Annotated in this window: 16 protein-coding genes and 2 pseudogenes; 9 read left to right on the top strand and 9 right to left on the bottom strand. The window is 68.2% G+C overall.

Annotated features, from left to right (window positions below; genetic code table 11):
- Positions 1-7 precede the first annotated feature (7 nt).
- The 3 genes and pseudogenes from ABZX79_RS21240 to ABZX79_RS21230 all read left to right on the top strand — a co-directional run bounded on the left by ABZX79_RS21240 (position 8) and on the right by ABZX79_RS21230 (position 2,988).
- Positions 8-581, top strand: a pseudogene (locus tag ABZX79_RS21240) (IS607 family transposase).
- Positions 578-2,035 (top strand): IS607 family element RNA-guided endonuclease TnpB, encoded by a 1,458-nt coding sequence (tnpB, locus tag ABZX79_RS21235; RefSeq protein ID WP_355259743.1) that lies wholly within the window; start codon positions 578-580, stop codon positions 2,033-2,035. Before ABZX79_RS21240 ends, tnpB begins: the two are co-directional and overlap by 4 nt.
- A 182-nt stretch (positions 2,036-2,217) precedes the next feature.
- Entirely contained in the window at positions 2,218-2,988 is a 771-nt protein-coding gene (locus ABZX79_RS21230; RefSeq protein ID WP_355259740.1) for a hypothetical protein, read from the top strand.
- Between the two features lie 139 nt (positions 2,989-3,127).
- On the opposite strand, the gene ABZX79_RS21225 is transcribed toward ABZX79_RS21230, so the two are convergent.
- Both ABZX79_RS21225 and ABZX79_RS21220 read right to left on the bottom strand, forming a co-directional pair.
- Positions 3,128-3,517 carry a VOC family protein gene (locus ABZX79_RS21225; RefSeq protein ID WP_355259737.1) on the bottom strand — a complete coding sequence of 130 codons (390 nt, stop codon included), beginning with the start codon at positions 3,515-3,517 and terminating at the stop codon, positions 3,128-3,130.
- 97 nt (positions 3,518-3,614) lie between these two features.
- A pseudogene (locus ABZX79_RS21220) lies at positions 3,615-4,078 on the bottom strand (DUF4291 domain-containing protein); the annotation flags it as partial.
- A gap of 53 nt (positions 4,079-4,131) precedes the next feature.
- On the opposite strand from ABZX79_RS21220, the gene cutA reads away from it, so the two are divergent.
- Positions 4,132-4,461: a divalent-cation tolerance protein CutA gene (cutA, locus tag ABZX79_RS21215; RefSeq protein ID WP_355259734.1), complete on the top strand. Its 330-nt coding sequence runs from the start codon at positions 4,132-4,134 to the stop codon at positions 4,459-4,461.
- Positions 4,462-4,547: 86 nt separating this feature from the next.
- On the opposite strand, the gene ABZX79_RS21210 is transcribed toward cutA, so the two are convergent.
- Positions 4,548-4,685 carry an HNH endonuclease signature motif containing protein gene (locus ABZX79_RS21210; protein ID WP_355259731.1) on the bottom strand — a complete coding sequence of 46 codons (138 nt, stop codon included), beginning with the start codon at positions 4,683-4,685 and terminating at the stop codon, positions 4,548-4,550.
- 528 nt (positions 4,686-5,213) lie between these two features.
- Positions 5,214-6,551, bottom strand: coding sequence for an XRE family transcriptional regulator (locus tag ABZX79_RS21205; RefSeq protein WP_355259728.1), 1,338 nt, complete (start codon positions 6,549-6,551; stop codon positions 5,214-5,216).
- A gap of 542 nt (positions 6,552-7,093) precedes the next feature.
- Between ABZX79_RS21205 and ABZX79_RS21200 the strand changes: the two genes are divergently transcribed.
- From ABZX79_RS21200 to ABZX79_RS21185, 4 genes are all read left to right on the top strand, one after another.
- Positions 7,094-7,540 carry an ATP-binding protein gene (locus ABZX79_RS21200; RefSeq protein WP_355259725.1) on the top strand — a complete coding sequence of 149 codons (447 nt, stop codon included), beginning with the start codon at positions 7,094-7,096 and terminating at the stop codon, positions 7,538-7,540.
- On the top strand, positions 7,530-7,724 hold the full coding sequence (locus ABZX79_RS21195; protein WP_355259722.1) for a hypothetical protein: 195 nt from the start codon (positions 7,530-7,532) through the stop codon (positions 7,722-7,724). The genes ABZX79_RS21200 and ABZX79_RS21195 overlap by 11 nt, the downstream gene beginning before the upstream one ends.
- The gene (locus tag ABZX79_RS21190; protein ID WP_355259719.1) at positions 7,721-7,993 is read left to right on the top strand and encodes a hypothetical protein; all 273 of its coding nucleotides are present in this window, start codon (positions 7,721-7,723) and stop codon (positions 7,991-7,993) included. Before ABZX79_RS21195 ends, ABZX79_RS21190 begins: the two co-directional genes overlap by 4 nt.
- A gap of 512 nt (positions 7,994-8,505) precedes the next feature.
- Positions 8,506-9,078 (top strand): RICIN domain-containing protein, encoded by a 573-nt coding sequence (locus ABZX79_RS21185; protein ID WP_355259716.1) that lies wholly within the window; start codon positions 8,506-8,508, stop codon positions 9,076-9,078.
- A 176-nt stretch (positions 9,079-9,254) separates the two neighbouring features.
- Here the strand turns inward: ABZX79_RS21185 and ABZX79_RS21180 are convergent, their stop codons facing one another.
- Both ABZX79_RS21180 and ABZX79_RS21175 read right to left on the bottom strand, forming a co-directional pair.
- Positions 9,255-9,851 carry a DUF4291 domain-containing protein gene (locus ABZX79_RS21180; RefSeq protein WP_355259713.1) on the bottom strand — a complete coding sequence of 199 codons (597 nt, stop codon included), beginning with the start codon at positions 9,849-9,851 and terminating at the stop codon, positions 9,255-9,257.
- Entirely contained in the window at positions 9,848-10,339 is a 492-nt protein-coding gene (locus ABZX79_RS21175) for a GNAT family N-acetyltransferase (protein WP_355259710.1), read from the bottom strand. Before ABZX79_RS21175 ends, ABZX79_RS21180 begins: the two co-directional genes overlap by 4 nt.
- A 47-nt stretch (positions 10,340-10,386) precedes the next feature.
- Here ABZX79_RS21175 and ABZX79_RS21170 point away from each other — a divergent pair, with 47 nt between their 5' ends.
- Positions 10,387-10,584, top strand: a complete 198-nt coding sequence (locus ABZX79_RS21170) for a hypothetical protein (RefSeq protein ID WP_355259707.1) — start codon at positions 10,387-10,389, stop codon at positions 10,582-10,584.
- Positions 10,585-10,772: 188 nt separating this feature from the next.
- Here the strand turns inward: ABZX79_RS21170 and mmsA are convergent, their stop codons facing one another.
- From mmsA to iolB, 3 genes are read right to left on the bottom strand one after another with little or no spacing between them, the layout of a single operon-like run.
- Complete coding sequence (gene mmsA, locus ABZX79_RS21165; RefSeq protein WP_355259704.1) at positions 10,773-12,272, bottom strand: CoA-acylating methylmalonate-semialdehyde dehydrogenase; 1,500 nt, start codon at positions 12,270-12,272, stop codon at positions 10,773-10,775.
- A 31-nt stretch (positions 12,273-12,303) separates the two neighbouring features.
- On the bottom strand, positions 12,304-14,184 hold the full coding sequence (gene iolD, locus ABZX79_RS21160) for a 3D-(3,5/4)-trihydroxycyclohexane-1,2-dione acylhydrolase (decyclizing) (protein WP_355259701.1): 1,881 nt from the start codon (positions 14,182-14,184) through the stop codon (positions 12,304-12,306).
- Positions 14,181-15,089 (bottom strand): 5-deoxy-glucuronate isomerase, encoded by a 909-nt coding sequence (iolB, locus tag ABZX79_RS21155; RefSeq protein WP_355259698.1) that lies wholly within the window; start codon positions 15,087-15,089, stop codon positions 14,181-14,183. The genes iolD and iolB overlap by 4 nt, the downstream gene beginning before the upstream one ends.
- Positions 15,090-15,116 lie beyond the last annotated feature (27 nt).

Here is a 15,116-nt window from a genome sequence, read left to right as displayed (position 1 = left end):
TGACATCGTGAAGCTTTCCGAGTGGGCGGCACGCAACGGCGTGCACTACCGCGTGGACCTGGGCGAAAGAGGGCCGTATGCCGGTCCCGGTAGTCCAGACGCCGTCCGGTACATGGCTCGTGACCGAGCCCGCCCCGCAGGCCACCGGGCGGGTCGTGGCGTACTGCCGTGTCTCGTCCGGTGACCAGAAAGCGGACCTGGAGCGCCAGGTCGCCCGGACCGTGCAGGGCGCAACGGACCGGGGACTCGCCGTCGCTGACGTGGTGACGGAGGTCGGCTCCGGCTTGAACGGGCGCCGACGCAAGCTGCACCGCCTGCTTGCCGACCCGGGTGTGGAGACGATCGTGGTCGAGCACCGAGACCGCCTCGCCCGGTTCGGCGTCGAGAACCTGGAGGCCGCTCTCTCGGCCACGGGACGGCGCCTGGTTGTCCTCGACCCAGCAGAGACCGCCGACGACCTCGTACGGGACATCACCGAGGTCCTGACCTCGATGTGCGCCCGTCTGTACGGCCGCCGCTCCGCGAAGAATCGCGTCACCCGGGCCGTCGCCGTCGCCACCGGCCCGGAGGTGGCCGGATGAAGAAGTTCAAGCCGCAGCCGGGCTTCACCGTCCTCGCGCACAAGCTGGCGCTGGACCCGAACGCCACGACCAACCGCCACCTGCATTCGCACGGAGGTGGGGCGCGGGCCGCGTACAACTGGGCCGTCGCGTACATCACCGCCGTGTGGTGGCAGCGGAAGGCCGAGCAGTCTTATGGCATCCCCGAGGACGAGCTGACTCCGTGGCGGTCGTGGTCGCTGCCCTCGCTGCGGAAGGCGTTCAACGAGGACAAGCGCACCAACCCGCGCTTCGCCGACTGGTGGGAGGAGAACTCCAAGGAGGCGTACAACACCGGCCTGGCCAACGCGTCGGCGGCGTTCGACAACTACACGAAGTCGAAGAGCGGTAAGCGCAAGGGCCGCAAGATGGGCATCCCCCGCTTCAAGTCGAAGCGGAAAGCGCGCCTGGCTTGCCGGTTCACCACCGGAACGATCCGTATCGAGCCTGACGGGCGGCACGTCACCCTGCCCAGGATCGGCACGGTCCGCCTTCACGAGGACGCCTCCCACCTGCGGGCCCTCGTCGACGCGGGGAACATGCGGATCCTGTCCGCGACCGCATGTCTGGACCGGGGGCGCTGGTTCGTGTCGTTGCAGGTCGAGGAGAAGCACGAGCTGGTGAAAGTTGCCCGCCCGGATGCGGCGGTCGGTATCGACCTCGGCATCAAGACCCTCGCGGTCCTCGCGGACAGCGACGGTGTCCTCGGCGAGGAGCCGAACCAGCGCCACCTGGACGGCGCGCAGAAGCAGCTGCGCCGCGCCAACCGGATCGTCTCGCGCCGCCGCGGCCCTGACCGGTGCACCGGTCAGCAGGCGTCGAAGCGCTGGGAGAAGGCCAACCAGGCGCGGAACAAGATCCATCACCGGGTTGCGAACCTCCGGGAGGACACCGTCCACAAGATGACGACCCGCCTCGCCTGCGAGTACGGCACGATCGTCGTCGAAGACCTAAACGTCGGTGGAATGGGCCGCAACCGGCGCCTGTCCCGCCGCGTCGCGGATGCCGCGTTCGGCGAGATCCCACGCCAGCTCACCTACAAGACCCGGCGGCACGGCACGCGACTCGTCGTCGCCGACCGCTGGTTCCCCTCCTCGAAGACCTGCTCGCGCTGCGGTGTGGTGAAAGCCAAGCTGCCCCTCAGCATGCGCGTCTTCGAGTGCGACAACTGCGGCCTGGTCCTCGACCGGGACGCCAACGCCGGACACAACCTGGTCGCCCTCGCGGCCCGCACGACAGGTACCGGAGTGGCCGGAGACCTGGACCTCGCCAAGGCGGAGTCGAAGCCCCGTGGAGCCGACCGGAAGACCCGCACCACCCGCCCGCGCCGCAAGGCCGGGACGGGGCGGGCAGGTGGCGCGATCCCCAGCCCCCGGGCCGGGAAGGAAACGGGAGACCGTCAACAGGACACTGGCGCGCAACTCGCGCTCTGGTGAGACCGTTACGGACCATTCCGGCGGAGACGCCGGGATTGCTGAGATCGCTTGATGATCAAAGCAACGGCCACTCGGGTGCGGACACCGTTGGCTCGCGCGCTATCCTCACGCGCAATCTGTCATGCCCGTGACCGGGGGGTTTGCACGGTCGGTCGCGGGCGGCTCGAAACATATGGGGATTCATGCGCGCAAAAGCCATAGGTGCCTTCCTCACCGGCACCCTGGTACTTTCCGGCTCCGCTCTCACCGCCGCTCCGGCGGCGTCCGCGGCGGAGACCGGTGTGGTAATCAACAAGGTCTCTGTCAACGGCGGCAAGGCCGTCGTCTTCGGCACGTCCCGGACGGAGTCGTTCACCATCTCGGTGACCGCCTCCGACGACTCGGGGATCAACCACAGCGGCCAGCGGTGGCTCAGCATCGACCGCGAAGTGGGGGACGACTACTGGACGTTCCACGGCGTCCCGACGTGCACCGCTTCCAGTGCCACGACCTCGACGTGCAAGCTCACCGTCCAGCTCGAAAGTGACATCGACCTGCCGCGAAACACTCTCGCGGGTCGGTGGAACGTGAACGTCCAGGTCTCGGCCAAGGACGGCGACTACTACGGCGAGGTCTACGGCACCCACCCCGTCCAGCGGCGCTCCACGCTCAGCGTCAACGCCTCGCCCGAGCCGGTCACCAAGGGCAAGACGATCACGGTCACGGGCAAACTGGCCCGCGCCAACTGGGACAGGCGCATCTACGCCGGATACACCGGCCAGCCCGTGCGCCTCCAGTTCCGCCCGAAGGGCAGCACCACGTACACCACCGTCAAGACCGTGACGAGCGACGGAACGGGCAACCTGAAGACCACCGTCACGGCCGCCTCGGACGGCTACTGGCGCTGGAACTTCGCCGGCACGTCCACCACCCCGGCGGTAGCAGCCGCAGGCGACTACGTCGACGTACTCTGACCCCTCGCCTCTACGTCCCCCTGGGCGGCAGCGATTACGCCGCGCCGCCGCCCAGGGAGCGAGATCAGGTCGCAGTCGCTGCGGCATCATCCGTTGCCGGGCAGCGGGCCGCGATACCTCGAACTCTCCGCCGTGCAGGTCAGGGGCGGCGGCTCGCGAGGACGCAGAACTCGTTCCCCTCCGGGTCGGCAAGGGTGACCCAGCTCTCCTCGCCGGTTTGGCCGACGTCGGCGTGTCGAGCACCCAGTTCGAGCAGGCGGCGGACCTCTTCGTCTTGCTCCCTGTCGGTTGGGTTGACGTCGATGTGGAGCCTGTTCTTGACGCTCTTGCCCTCGGGCACCCGCGCGAATGTCAACGTCGGTGGCACTGGGCCAACGTGGTTCTTGTCTTCCGGCACCACAGGGGAGCCAATTGTGACAATCCCGTCGCCTTCGTCCTGCACCTCGTAGTCAAGGACCGAGCACCAGAACCGGGCGAGACCGTTGGGATCGGCACAGTCGATCGCAAGCTCGGTGAACTTACTGGCCATGTCAGGACCTCCCAGTCGAGTAGCGGGTCCGCCAAAGGGCACACGTTAATCGCAGTGTCCGACGGCGAGGGCGGTAACCCCTGGGCGGCCCCGGCGGTTACGCCGCGCCGCCCAGCGGAGCGAGCAGTTCCGCCCCTGCCGGATAGACCTGCTCGTGCGGCAGCAGCCGCGCGGCGGCGTCCGTATCGCCCGCCCTCACCAGGGCATGGATCTCGTGGGCGAGCGGCGTGACGTCGGTGATGGACACGGTCCACTCGTCCGCGTACCGCCGCGCCGCCTCGCCCGCCAGGCCCAGTTGGAGCGAGCGGTACGGGAGCTGATTCAGCTGTACGTCGCGCTCCGGATCCCACTGAACGCGGGCGGCCGCCTGCCTCAACTGGCCTTCCAGGCGGCCTGGTCGGGGTGGAGGCCGGGTGCGTAGTGTGACAGGCAGGCGTCGCGCAGGGCCCAGTCGAAGCCGTCGCGCGTGATCTCGACAGCGAGGACGGTCTCCTGCTCCTGCTTCGCGCCCCAGCCGCAGCGGCACATCATCCACAGAAACGACGGCTTGATCCATGTCAAGCCGCGTTCATACTCCTTTGAGTCAAAGGGTGGCGCGCAGATAGGCTCCCTGCATGGCTGACTTTCTTCAGGTGTCCACAGCGACGGAGAGCCGCGAGGCGGCCGTAAAGCTGGCACAGTCGGTGGTGGCGGTACGGCTGGCGGCCGGGGTTCAGATCGTCGGTCCGGTGGTCTCCGCCTTCTGGCATCAGGGCGAGTTCGGTACCGGTGAAGAGTGGCAGCTCTTGTTCAAGACCCGTGCCGACCGATACGCCGAGATCGAGGCGCACTTGTTGCGCCATCACCCATGGAAGAATCCTGAGGTATCGGCCGTGCCTATCGTCGCCGGGGCGGACGCGTACCTGCAATGGGTGGACTCCACCACCGCACCGGGCACGCCATGACGCATCAGTCCGCGTTTGTGGATGCACCGAAACCTGATGTCCACACAGCGCAACACCACCCATGACCGACAGTTGCAAAACGCAACTTAGGGCAACGTCAGACCAGGACCCTTGCGCCGGTTACACGGCCCACACAGCAGTTGAAGATTGTCCAGCTCGCTGGACCCACCCATAGCCACCGGAATGATGTGGTCGTACTGCAACTCTGAGGTGGATCCACACACTCGACATCGTCCCTGATCGCGGATCCAACGAGCTGTTTGACATCGTCCGGAATGTGCCCGCGTTCACGGATGCGCGGCTCTTCCCCCATGGCCACCATTGCCCTTGCCCGGTCAATGCGCTGCCGTTCCCGCTGCTGCCTGGTAACCAGCAAGGCATAGACATCATCTTCACTTAGCCCGTCATTATCCCAATAGAACTTGCCCTCGAATTGCCAATACGCACGGTCACCTAGGGTGCACAAGAGATGTGGCCGCTGCCACTGCTGCTTCTGTACTTCTAGGTACGTCTCTTGACTCACGCGGATTACGGCGCGGATGATTTCGGAGCCGATGTGGACCCACACCCGCCCCTTGGAGCCGAATAGGGATTTCTGGAAGCGGAGAGACACATTGTCGGCACGGTGCAGCATTGGTTACCCCACGTAAGCGGCTCGCCCAAGAGGCGCTAAATCCATTTTCGAGCGTACTCGGGAAGGGGCGCGATGGCGCACCGAGTCCTTCTACGCCGCCTGCCCTATGCTCGCGGCCTCAGGAACTGGCCATTTCCAGAACTTCAGCAACCGCCGGTAGTTCGCGGTAGGCACTGAGTTGCTGAAGGGTCGGCCTGATCCGTTGACGCGGACGTACGGACGCTACTCCGGCCGAGAGTTCCAAGGCACGACCAGTGATGCTCGCCGCCTGCTCGACCTCTCCGGCGGAGAGGTAGGAGTCAGCCAGCCATGAGAGGTACAGGCTCTTGTCACGTGCGTGGGCGTCGTCGTAGTGAGCTAGTGCTTCCTCCAGAACGGGGACTGCTCGGAGTGGACGGCGTAGTTCTGTCCAACAGCGACCGGTCATGATCTGGAGTTCATTGCGATCCACCCAGGTCGCCCAGTCAGGTTGCCGCGTTCCGTCGTCCTCACTGAGTGCGGCCTCGGCGGCGTTGAGTGCTTGCTGGGTCCCGTCAGCATCTCCGCCTACTGCGTACGCCCACGCAAGGCGCTCGTACAGCAAAGTGCGGACTCCGGGCGGGGCGTCAGGGCCGGCTGTACGGCATGACCGTTCAGCAGTCTGGACTCCGGCGCGCCGGTCACCGTTAATCTTCTGGTAAGCAAGGAAGGCGAGGGCATTTCCGGCGAGCGCGGTGTCTCCCGCGTCCTTGGCTACCTGGTAGCTGTCCTCGTAGAGACTGCTGGCGTCAGCGTCCTTGCCTCCGTCAAACGCGGCCCATCCGGCTTGCTGCGCCTGCTCGGCAAGCACGGACAGCAGGGCACGCCCTGTCTCCTCTGTGTAGCTCTGATTTCGGATCAGGCGCTTGGTTGCTTGGTACTCACCAAGGTAGACGCGGTAGGTGTCGCCCCCACCAAGGATGTCGTCAAGGCGGCGCAGACGCGCCGTGCGCATCCGTAGCTGATCGGGGACGCTGCGGCCGATCCGGCGTCCCGTGTCGATCTGGTCGAGCTCGGGCAAGCTCGCCGCTAATCCGACTCCGGCCGATGCCATGAAGAACTCCCTGCGCCGCACTGTGTCGTCTCCATCTCGCTTTGTGGCGTTAGGGCGTGCGGGCGTGCTGTGGACGCGACCAGAAGACTCGGATTTCTCCCACTCGCGGGCGGCAAGGCCAAGTAGGTGCCCCGGGATCCGTAAGGCATCAGCAATCCGCGCGATCTTGTCAAATGTGGTGACGCTGCCCTCGCCGCGCGCCAGCGAACCAACGCGCTCCGGCTTGATGTCGCATTCAGCCGCGATCTTGGAGTAGCTGATCCTGGCTTCGCTGCGCGCGATACGGAACACGGTGCCGAAGTCGTGAGCTGCGATCGCGGTTCTCACGTCCGACCGCTCCAAGATGTTGCGCGGTAGCGCTGTCGGCGGGTTGTACGCGGTCATACGCTGCCCCGTCACGCCTGCTGTTGTAAAAGTGCCGTATTGGCCTGACCTTCAGCCTACCCATGATGGGGGTACCCAGCGCGGGGAAGTCAGGTCGCTTGTCCCCCAGAAGAGTTGACGGCTAAGACCCCCGCGACCGCTCAAACGGTCCGGGGCGTGGCCAACGCTTTTGGGAGCGCTGACATGAACCAAACTACCGTCCGTCTCGTTGAGTTGCTGATGCGGCTCTTGCTTCCCCCTGTGGGTCGTCACCGGCGGGGAGAATCGAGCCCTCATCCGACACCGTCCACCCGGCGACAACTGCTGCTCTGCCACTCCGCCCTACCCCTCGCCTCCGCACCTGCCCCCGCCCTGCCCGAGGTGATCACCACGCCTGTTCGATCACGCTCGGAGGCTGCCCGTCAGCGGTGGGAGCGTGCGGAACTGCGGTTGCGGCGGCAGCGGCGTCGGGCCCTGTGGCTGGCCGGGCACGGGGTCGACATCGGGCCGCGTGTCATTCATGGGGTGGCGGTCACCCGGTGAGGGCGAACAGAGAACGCCCGTTGGTCATCGACGCGCTGCCTAGTGCTGACCCCAGCGCGGGTGACGCGGTGGTACTGCGGTGGGCTGATGACCCACGTTGCGTCAGGCAAGCGCGGGCCGCACTACGCGAGGCGCTGATGGGCTGGGAGCTCTCGGCCATCGAGGACTCCGCGCTGGTGATCCTCTCGGAACTGCTGACCAATGCCGGCCGTCATGCCTGCGTACCGGGGCAGGACATCGAGACGCGCTTCTTCCGGATGCTCGGCGGGCTGCGCATCGAGGTGCACGACGGCTCGTGCAAGCTGCCGAGTCTGTCTACCCCCGGCGGTGACGGGGACGGTGGGCGCGGGCTGTGGCTGGTCGATGCGCTTGCCGATCGGTGGGCGGTAGGCGAGCGTACGGGGCTCGGCAAGGTCGTATGGGCTGAGGTTTCGGCGCCTGCTGGCGGTGATCAGCGTGTTGGTTGAGCGTCGGATGATCGCGCTGCGGCTGCGGCGTGGGGACTGGGTGTGTGTCCGGGGCCGGTGGCTTGAGGTCGTCGCCGTACGCGCGTACCGGTATGCGGCGGGCGGCTTGGTGCTGGTGCTCGTCTTCAACAAGGCGCCCGCAGTGCGGGTGTACGGCGCGGACACGATGGCGGTGAAGCGGTGAAGGGTGACGGGCAGGCGCGGGTCGGGAGGGTGCTGCGCTTTGTGGACTGGACGCTGAGCCTTGATGTCTCGGGCAGTGGGCCGATCAATGAGGTGGAGTGCACGACGTGTCATGAGGCGCCGGAGCCCGGTGAGCGGGGCATCTTGGAGGAGTGGTGTCTGTGGCACGCGGGCCGTACCCGGCACACCGGGTTCCGGGCCATCACGACCGCGTTCTTCCGCGCGACATGTCACGAGTCGCTGCCGGAGGTTGCTGATGGCGGCGCGTAGGCGGCTCTCGTCCCTGCTGCTGGCCGTGGGTGCGGGCCGCTGGTGGTGGGCGGACTCAGTGTGCATGAGCCTGCGGTCCGCCATGGGGCGCCTGGATGAACGGTGGTACTGGTTCTACCAGTGGGCGCTGTGTCGCCTCGACAACCCACCCGTCGCCAAGGCTACGGACCGACTCATTCAGCGTGAGAATGCCGACGCTGAATGGGAGTCACTCGTGGCGCGGCTAGCCCAGGAAGCGGACGGGGACCGGCGCTTTCCGCCCTAGGCCACGAAGACGTCGTTTCTTTGCCGGCGAGGATCCGGCCCTTGTCATGGCCGGACCCTCCGAAACATCCCGTGGGAGTGACCCCGGCGCATAGAGCCGGGCGTACGAGAGGGTGCCGTGGGACGGCGAATGCCCCTCTCTGCCCGGCGGCGACTATTCCGCTTATCACACGGAACGTGTTGAGCTGACCACGACAGGTAGTTGGCGGGTGGCCGCTGACGGCCACCAGAAGGCGGGAGAAATCATCATGAAGACCACGGGCAAGCGCTACAGCGTCGCCGCCGCAGCAGTGGCCGCCGCGCTCGGCAGCACGATGGCATGGGGAACGATCTCCCCGGCGTCGGCCGGCACACCGACCGAGTCACGTGTGGCCTCGGTCAACGTCCAGCAGGTCACCCTGCGCCTTGCCAGCAACGCGGGACAGGTGGCCAACGTCAAGGGCGCCTCCATGGAGGATCTCGCCCCGGTGATCCAGTGGCCCTGGTCAGGAACGACCAACGAGCGGTGGGAACCCGAAGCGGCGGGCGGTGGCTACTTCCGGTTCAAGTCCGTCGGCAGCGGCAAGTGCCTCAACGTCAAGGGAGGTGGCATCGCCGACGGTACTCAGGTCATCCAGTACACCTGCGGCAACGCGGCCAACGAACTGTGGAAGCTGGTTCCCAAGGGCATCGGCTACCAGATCGTGGTCAAGGAAAGCGGTAAGTGTCTCAACGTCAGAGGCGGTACCGGCCAGGGCAACAACCTCATCCAGTACACCTGCGTCGCCGACGGCGCACCCAACGACGTCTGGCTGGCCGTCTGGGAAAGCCCCATCAACTGACCCGGCCGGACGGGTGACACTGCTCCTCGCAGACAGCCCCGGCCGCCCGTCTCCCCCGTGACGGACGGCCGGGGACTTGTGCCACCCTGGGCTTCCCGGCCTGGACTCGGTTCAAGTTCACGCAGGTTGCGGGCTTCAGCTTCGCAGTCCCCCCTTGGGCGCGCCGGCGACAGCGGTCACGCCGCGCCGCCCAGCGGAGCAAGCAGTTCCGCCCCTGCCGGATAGACCCGCTCGTGCGGCAGCAGCCGCGCGGCGGCGTCCGTATCGCCCGCCCTCACCAGGGCATGGATCTCGTGGGCGAGCGGCGTGACGTCGGTGATGGACACGGTCCACTCGTCCGCGTACCGCCGCGCCGCCTCGCCCGCCAGGCCGAGTTGGAGCGAGCGGTACGGGAGCTGATTCAGCTGTACGTCGCGCTCCGGATCCCACTGAACGCGGGCGGCCGCCTGCCTCAACTGGCGCTTCCAGGCGGCCTGGTCGGGGTGGAGGCCGGGGGAATAGTGCGACACGCAGGCGTTGCGCAGGGCCCAGTCGAAGCCGTCGCGGGTGATCTCGACAGCGAGGACGGTCTCCTGGTCCTGCTTCGCGCCCCAGCCGCAGCGGTACATCATCCACAGAAACGACGGCTTGATCCACGTCATCCGGTCCCGCTTCCACACAGCGGGGAAACGTCCGTCGCGGGCAGCCGGGAGGCCGATCGCCGGGGCGTACGCCTGGTAGACGGTGACGGTCGTGTCCGTGTGCAGCGCGCGTATCTCGCGCATCTCGGTCATCGGAGAGCCAAGTGCATGATGTGCAGGCCGACGTAGCCCTGGGTGGGGTGGTTGAACCCTTCGGGGAGCGTCCCGATCACCTCGAAGCCGATCGACCGGTACAGCTTCACGGCATGGACGTTGGTCTCCACCACCGCGTTGAACTGCATCGCCCGGAACCCCGCCTCCCGCGCCCACGCCACGCTGTACTCGCACAGCGCCCGCCCCACGCCCCGCCCCGAGTGCTTGGGGTCGACGAGGTAGGTGGCGCTCGCGATGTGGGAGCCGTTGCCCATGTGGTTACGGTTCATCTTGGCCGTGCCGAGGACCGTACCGGCGTCGTCGACCGCGACGACCGTTCGGTTCGGAGCGGACAGGTGCCACCATTCGCGGGCGTCGTCCTCACCGAGGTGCAGCGGGTAGGTGAGAGTCTCGCCCGCGGCAACGATCTCGTGGAAGAACGGCCAGATGGCGGGCCAGTCCTCAGCGGTGGCTTCCCTGATCAGCATGCGAAAAGAATGCGGTACGGGCGGGCAGGAGCGCCAATAATTTCGGCATGAGCAGCTTCACGACTCACCTGCGCCGGGTCCATGACGCGACGCTCCCCGGCCGGGTCCGCCACGCCAACCTCCGGTGCTGTCTCGTGCAGTTCTCGCCGTACGGCTTCCGGGCGACGTACGACCATCTGTGCCGCAGCGCAGGGATATCCCGCAACCCGGAGCAGGGCACCGACGCGCTCGTGCGGCCGGCGTAGCCGGTGCGCGACGACAACTGGCGTGCGTGGCAGCGCGGGCACTCGACGTCGGGGCCGGGACAGTGCCGGGTGTGCGGCGGTCCGGTCGAGCCATGGTGCGCGCCGAGCTTGCGGTGCCGGCGGCGGCACGCTGTGAGCAGGACCCCCGCCGGTCGTAGCCGGCGGGGGTCCTGAGCGGCACCAGTGGATCAGTGGTTGCGGGGGAAGCCCAGGTCTACGCCTGCCGGGGCGTCTGCCGGGTCCGGCCAGCGGGTCGTCGTGACCTTGCCGCGCGTGTAGAAGTGGATGCCGTCGTTGCCGTAGATGTGGTGGTCGCCGAAGAGCGAGTCCTTCCAGCCACCGAAGGAGTGGTAGCCGACCGGCACCGGGATCGGCACGTTGACGCCGACCATGCCGGCCTCGATCTCCAGCTGGAAGCGCCGCGCCGCGCCGCCGTCGCGGGTGAAGATCGCGGTGCCGTTGCCGAAGGGCGACGCGTTCATGAGGGCCACGCCGTCTTCGTACGTGTCGACGCGCAGGACGCACAGCACCGGGCCGAAGATCTCGTCGCGGTACGCGTCGGAGTCCGTCGAAACCTCGTCGAGGAGCGACAGGCCGATCCAGTGGCCGTTCTCGAAGCCCTCGACCGTGTGGCCCGTGCCGTCCAGAACGACCTTCGCTCCCTGCGCGGCCGCGCCCGTGACGTACGAGGCGACCTTGTCGCGGTGGGCGGCGGTGATCAGCGGGCCCATCTCGGACGCCGGGTCGTTGCCGGGGCCGATCTTGATCTTCTCGGCGCGCTCGCGGATCTTGTCGACCAGCTCGTCACCGATCGCGCCGACGGCCACCACCGCGGAGATCGCCATGCAGCGCTCACCCGCCGAGCCGTACGCCGCCGAGACAGCGGCATCGGCCGCCGCGTCGAGGTCGGCGTCCGGCAGGACCAGCATGTGGTTCTTCGCGCCGCCCAGCGCCTGGACACGCTTGCCGTTCGCGGAGGCGGTCTGGTGGATGTAGCGGGCGATCGGGGTCGAGCCGACGAAGGAGATCGCCGCCACGTCCGGGTGGTTGAGCAGACCGTCGACCGCGACCTTGTCGCCGTGCAGGACGTTCAGTACGCCGTCGGGCAGCCCCGCCTCCGACGCCAGTTCCGCGAGCCGCACGGAGGCCGACGGGTCCTTCTCGCTCGGCTTCAGTACGAACGTGTTGCCGCACGCGATGGCCAGCGGGAACATCCACATCGGCACCATGGCCGGGAAGTTGAAGGGCGTGATGCCGGCCACGACGCCGATCGACTGGCGGATCGAGGAGACGTCGACGCGGTTCGACACCTGCGTGGACAGCTCGCCCTTGAGCTGCGTCGTGATGCCGCACGCCAGCTCGACGATCTCCAGACCACGCGCGACCTCGCCCAGCGCGTCCGAGTGGACCTTGCCGTGCTCGGCGGTGATCAGCGCGGCGATCTCGTCGCGGTGGGCGTCGAGCAGCGCGCGGTAGCGGAAGAGGATCGTGGTGCGCGCCGCGAGGGAGGAGGTGCCCCACGTCGCGTACGCGGCCTTCGCCGACGCGACGGCGGCGTCGACCTCCTCCACCGAGGCGAGCGCGACCTGCGTGGTCACCTCACCGGTGGCCGGGTCGGTGACCGGGCCCCAGTTGCCCGACGCGCCCTCGACGGTCTTGCCGCCGATGAAGTGGTTGACGGTCTTCATCCCAGAACTCCTTGTATTGCGGTGGGGTCGGTCAGAGATGGCGGCGTCGCGCAGCGGCTTGACGGTCGTACTCCTCCCGGGCCTTGACCGTCGACGGGCGGGTCGCGGTCTCGGCCACGGGAACATCCCACCACGCCTGGGCGGCGGGCGCGCCCGACACAGTGTCGGGCGTTCGCGTCTCGACGTAGACACATGTGGGGCGGTCCGACCGGCGCGCCTCTGCCAGAGCTTCCCGCAGGTCACGCACGGTCTTGGCGCGGATGACGTGCATCCCGAGCGAGCCGGCGTTCGCGGCGAGATCGACCGGGAGCGGCGCACCGTCGTACGTGCCGTCGGGCTCGCGGAAGCGGTACGCCGTCCCGAAGCGTTCGGCGCCCACGGACTCGGAGAGGCCGCCGATGGAGGCATAACCGTGGTTCTGGAGGATGACGACCTTGATCGGGAGGCGCTCCTGCACGGCGGTGACGATTTCGGTGGGATTCATCAGGTACGTACCGTCGCCGACCAGCGCCCACACCGGGCGGCCGGGCGCGGCGAGCTGCACGCCGATGGCGGCGGGGATCTCGTAGCCCATGCAGGAGTAGCCGTATTCGACGTGGTACTGGTCGCGGGAGCGGGTCCGCCACAGTTTGTGCAGGTCACCGGGGAGTGAACCCGCCGCGTTGATGAGGATGTCGTCGTGGGTGACGAGGCTGTCGAGTACGCCGAGGACCTGGACCTGGGTGGGCCGCTCGTCCCCGTCGGGCGCGGCGTAGGCGGCGGTTACGCGGTACTCCCAGCGCGCCTTCGCCTCGCGGTATTCGGCGACGTAGGCGTCGGGGACGCGGTGGCCGGCGAGGGCGTCCGTGAGGGCCCCGAGTGCTACGCGGGCGTCTGCGACCACCGTCCGCGCGCCCATCTTGTGGGCGTCGAAGCCGGTGATGTTGAGGTTGACGAAGCGGACGTCCGGGCTCCGGAAGAGGGTCGCGGAGGCGGTGGTGAAGTCGGAGTAGCGGGTGCCTACGCCGATCACGAGGTCAGCGGTACGGGCCAGCTCGTCGGCGGTGGCCGTGCCGGTGTGGCCGATGCCGCCGACGTCCGCCGGGTGGTCGTACGGGAGGGATCCCTTGCCCGCCTGGGTGGAGGCGACGGGGGTACCGGTGGCCTCCGCGAATGCCGCCAGGGCCGACTCGGCGCCGCTGTGGTGGACGCCGCCGCCCGCGATCAGGAGGGGGCGGCGGGCGGCGCGGACGGCTCGTACCGCCTCGGCGAATTCATGCTGGTCGGGCTCAGGAGCCCGTACCCGCCAGACGCGCTCCGCGAAGAACTCCTCCGGCCAGTCGTACGCCTCGGCCTGCACGTCCTGCGGCAGCGCGAGGGTTACGGCGCCGGTCTGCGCCGGGTCGGCGAGGACCCGCATGGCGGCGAGCGCGGCCGGGATCAGGGCCTCGGGGCGGGTGACCCGGTCGAAGTACCTGGATACCGGACGCAGGCAGTCGTTCACGGACACATCACCGGCGTACGGGACTTCCAGCTGCTGGAGCACGGGGTCGGCGGGCCGGGTCGCGAACGTATCGCCGGGGAGGAGCAGGACCGGGAGGTGGTTGATGGTCGCGAGGGCGGCTCCGGTCACGAGGTTGGTGGCGCCGGGGCCGATGGAGGTGGTGACGGCGTGCGCGGAAAGACGGCCGGACTGGCGGGCGTAGCCGACCGCCGCGTGCACCATGGCCTGCTCGTTGCGGCCCTGGTAGTACGGCATGGCGTCCGAGCCGGGTTCGAGGAGCGCCTGGCCGATGCCGGCGACGTTGCCGTGGCCGAAAATGCCCCAGGTGCCGGCGATCAGGCGGTGGCGGGTGCCGCCGCCGCGCTCGGTGTACTGGCGGGCGAGGAAGGCGACCAGCGCCTGGGCGGTGGTCAGTCGGCGGGTGGTCACTGCGCCAGCTCCTCGGGTCCGTACAACGGCAGTCGGGGGTCTACAGGCTGCGAAGGCCAGGTGTCGCGGATCCATCCGTGGTCGGGGTGGTCGCGAATCAGCCACTCCCGCTCCTCCCCCGGGCCGGCCATCACATTGAGGTAGTAGAGGGTGTGGCCGGGCGCGGCGATGGACGGGCCGTGCCAGCCGTCGGGGATGAGAACGGCGTCGCCCGTGCGGACTTCGGCGAGGACGTCCGTACCTCCGGGGCGGGACGGCGAGACGCGGTGATAGCCGAGACTGTTCTCCCCCTCGACCTCGAAGTAGTAGATCTCTTCGAGCTCGGATTCGACGCCCGGGTGGTGCTCGTCGTGTTTGTGGGGCGGGTACGACGACCAGTTGCCGCCAGGGGTGAGGACTTCGACCGCGATCAGCCGGTCGCACTCGAAACTTCCTCCTGACTTTCCGCCTCCGGCGGGGGCCGCCGCCGCGAAGTTGTTGACCTGGCGCGAGCAGTTGCCGGTGCCGCGCAGTTCGACGGGTACCTCCGGCGCGGGGCCGTAGCGGGCGGGGAGTCGTCGCTCGCACCTCGCTCCTGCCAGGGCGAAGCGGCCTCCCGCGCCGGAGGAGATCCGGGCGTGGACATCGCGGGGTACGTACGCGAAGTCCGTGACCGAGCTGAACACGCTTCTCCTGCCCAGCAGTTCGAAGCTCTCGCCTTCCACGTCGACCGTGCAGCCGCCGCTGAGCGGCAGCACGATCCACTCACTGTCGCCGGCCGCGAGCGGGTGCGAGCCACCGGGCGGCAGCTCCAGCACGCGCAGGCTCGAGTAACCCCAGCCGGCCCGCTTCGGGTCGATGTCCAGGGCGTACGGACCCTGCGCGGCGGCTCCCGCCCGTACTACCTGTGTGTCGTTGTCCGTCATGCCGTCTCCCTACCCCTCACCCTCGCG

The sequence above is a fragment of the Streptomyces sp. NPDC002994 genome (assembly GCF_040611155.1).
Lineage (GTDB): Bacteria > Actinomycetota > Actinomycetes > Streptomycetales > Streptomycetaceae > Streptomyces.
The sequence above is the reverse complement of the archived record's forward strand: the minus strand, read 5'-3'. Positions and strand labels throughout refer to the sequence as shown.

Coding starts and splice junctions, on each gene's coding strand:
- ABZX79_RS21185 (WP_355259716.1), top strand. CDS start 8,506: ATGAAGACCACGGGCAAGCGCTACAGCGTCGCCGCCGCAGCAGTGGCC.
- ABZX79_RS21205 (WP_355259728.1), bottom strand. CDS start 6,551: ATGACCGCGTACAACCCGCCGACAGCGCTACCGCGCAACATCTTGGAG.
- tnpB (WP_355259743.1), top strand. CDS start 578: ATGAAGAAGTTCAAGCCGCAGCCGGGCTTCACCGTCCTCGCGCACAAG.
- ABZX79_RS21175 (WP_355259710.1), bottom strand. CDS start 10,339: ATGCTGATCAGGGAAGCCACCGCTGAGGACTGGCCCGCCATCTGGCCG.
- cutA (WP_355259734.1), top strand. CDS start 4,132: ATGGCTGACTTTCTTCAGGTGTCCACAGCGACGGAGAGCCGCGAGGCG.
- ABZX79_RS21225 (WP_355259737.1), bottom strand. CDS start 3,517: ATGGCCAGTAAGTTCACCGAGCTTGCGATCGACTGTGCCGATCCCAAC.
- iolB (WP_355259698.1), bottom strand. CDS start 15,089: ATGACGGACAACGACACACAGGTAGTACGGGCGGGAGCCGCCGCGCAG.
- ABZX79_RS21180 (WP_355259713.1), bottom strand. CDS start 9,851: ATGACCGAGATGCGCGAGATACGCGCGCTGCACACGGACACGACCGTC.
- mmsA (WP_355259704.1), bottom strand. CDS start 12,272: ATGAAGACCGTCAACCACTTCATCGGCGGCAAGACCGTCGAGGGCGCG.
- ABZX79_RS21170 (WP_355259707.1), top strand. CDS start 10,387: ATGAGCAGCTTCACGACTCACCTGCGCCGGGTCCATGACGCGACGCTC.
- ABZX79_RS21230 (WP_355259740.1), top strand. CDS start 2,218: ATGCGCGCAAAAGCCATAGGTGCCTTCCTCACCGGCACCCTGGTACTT.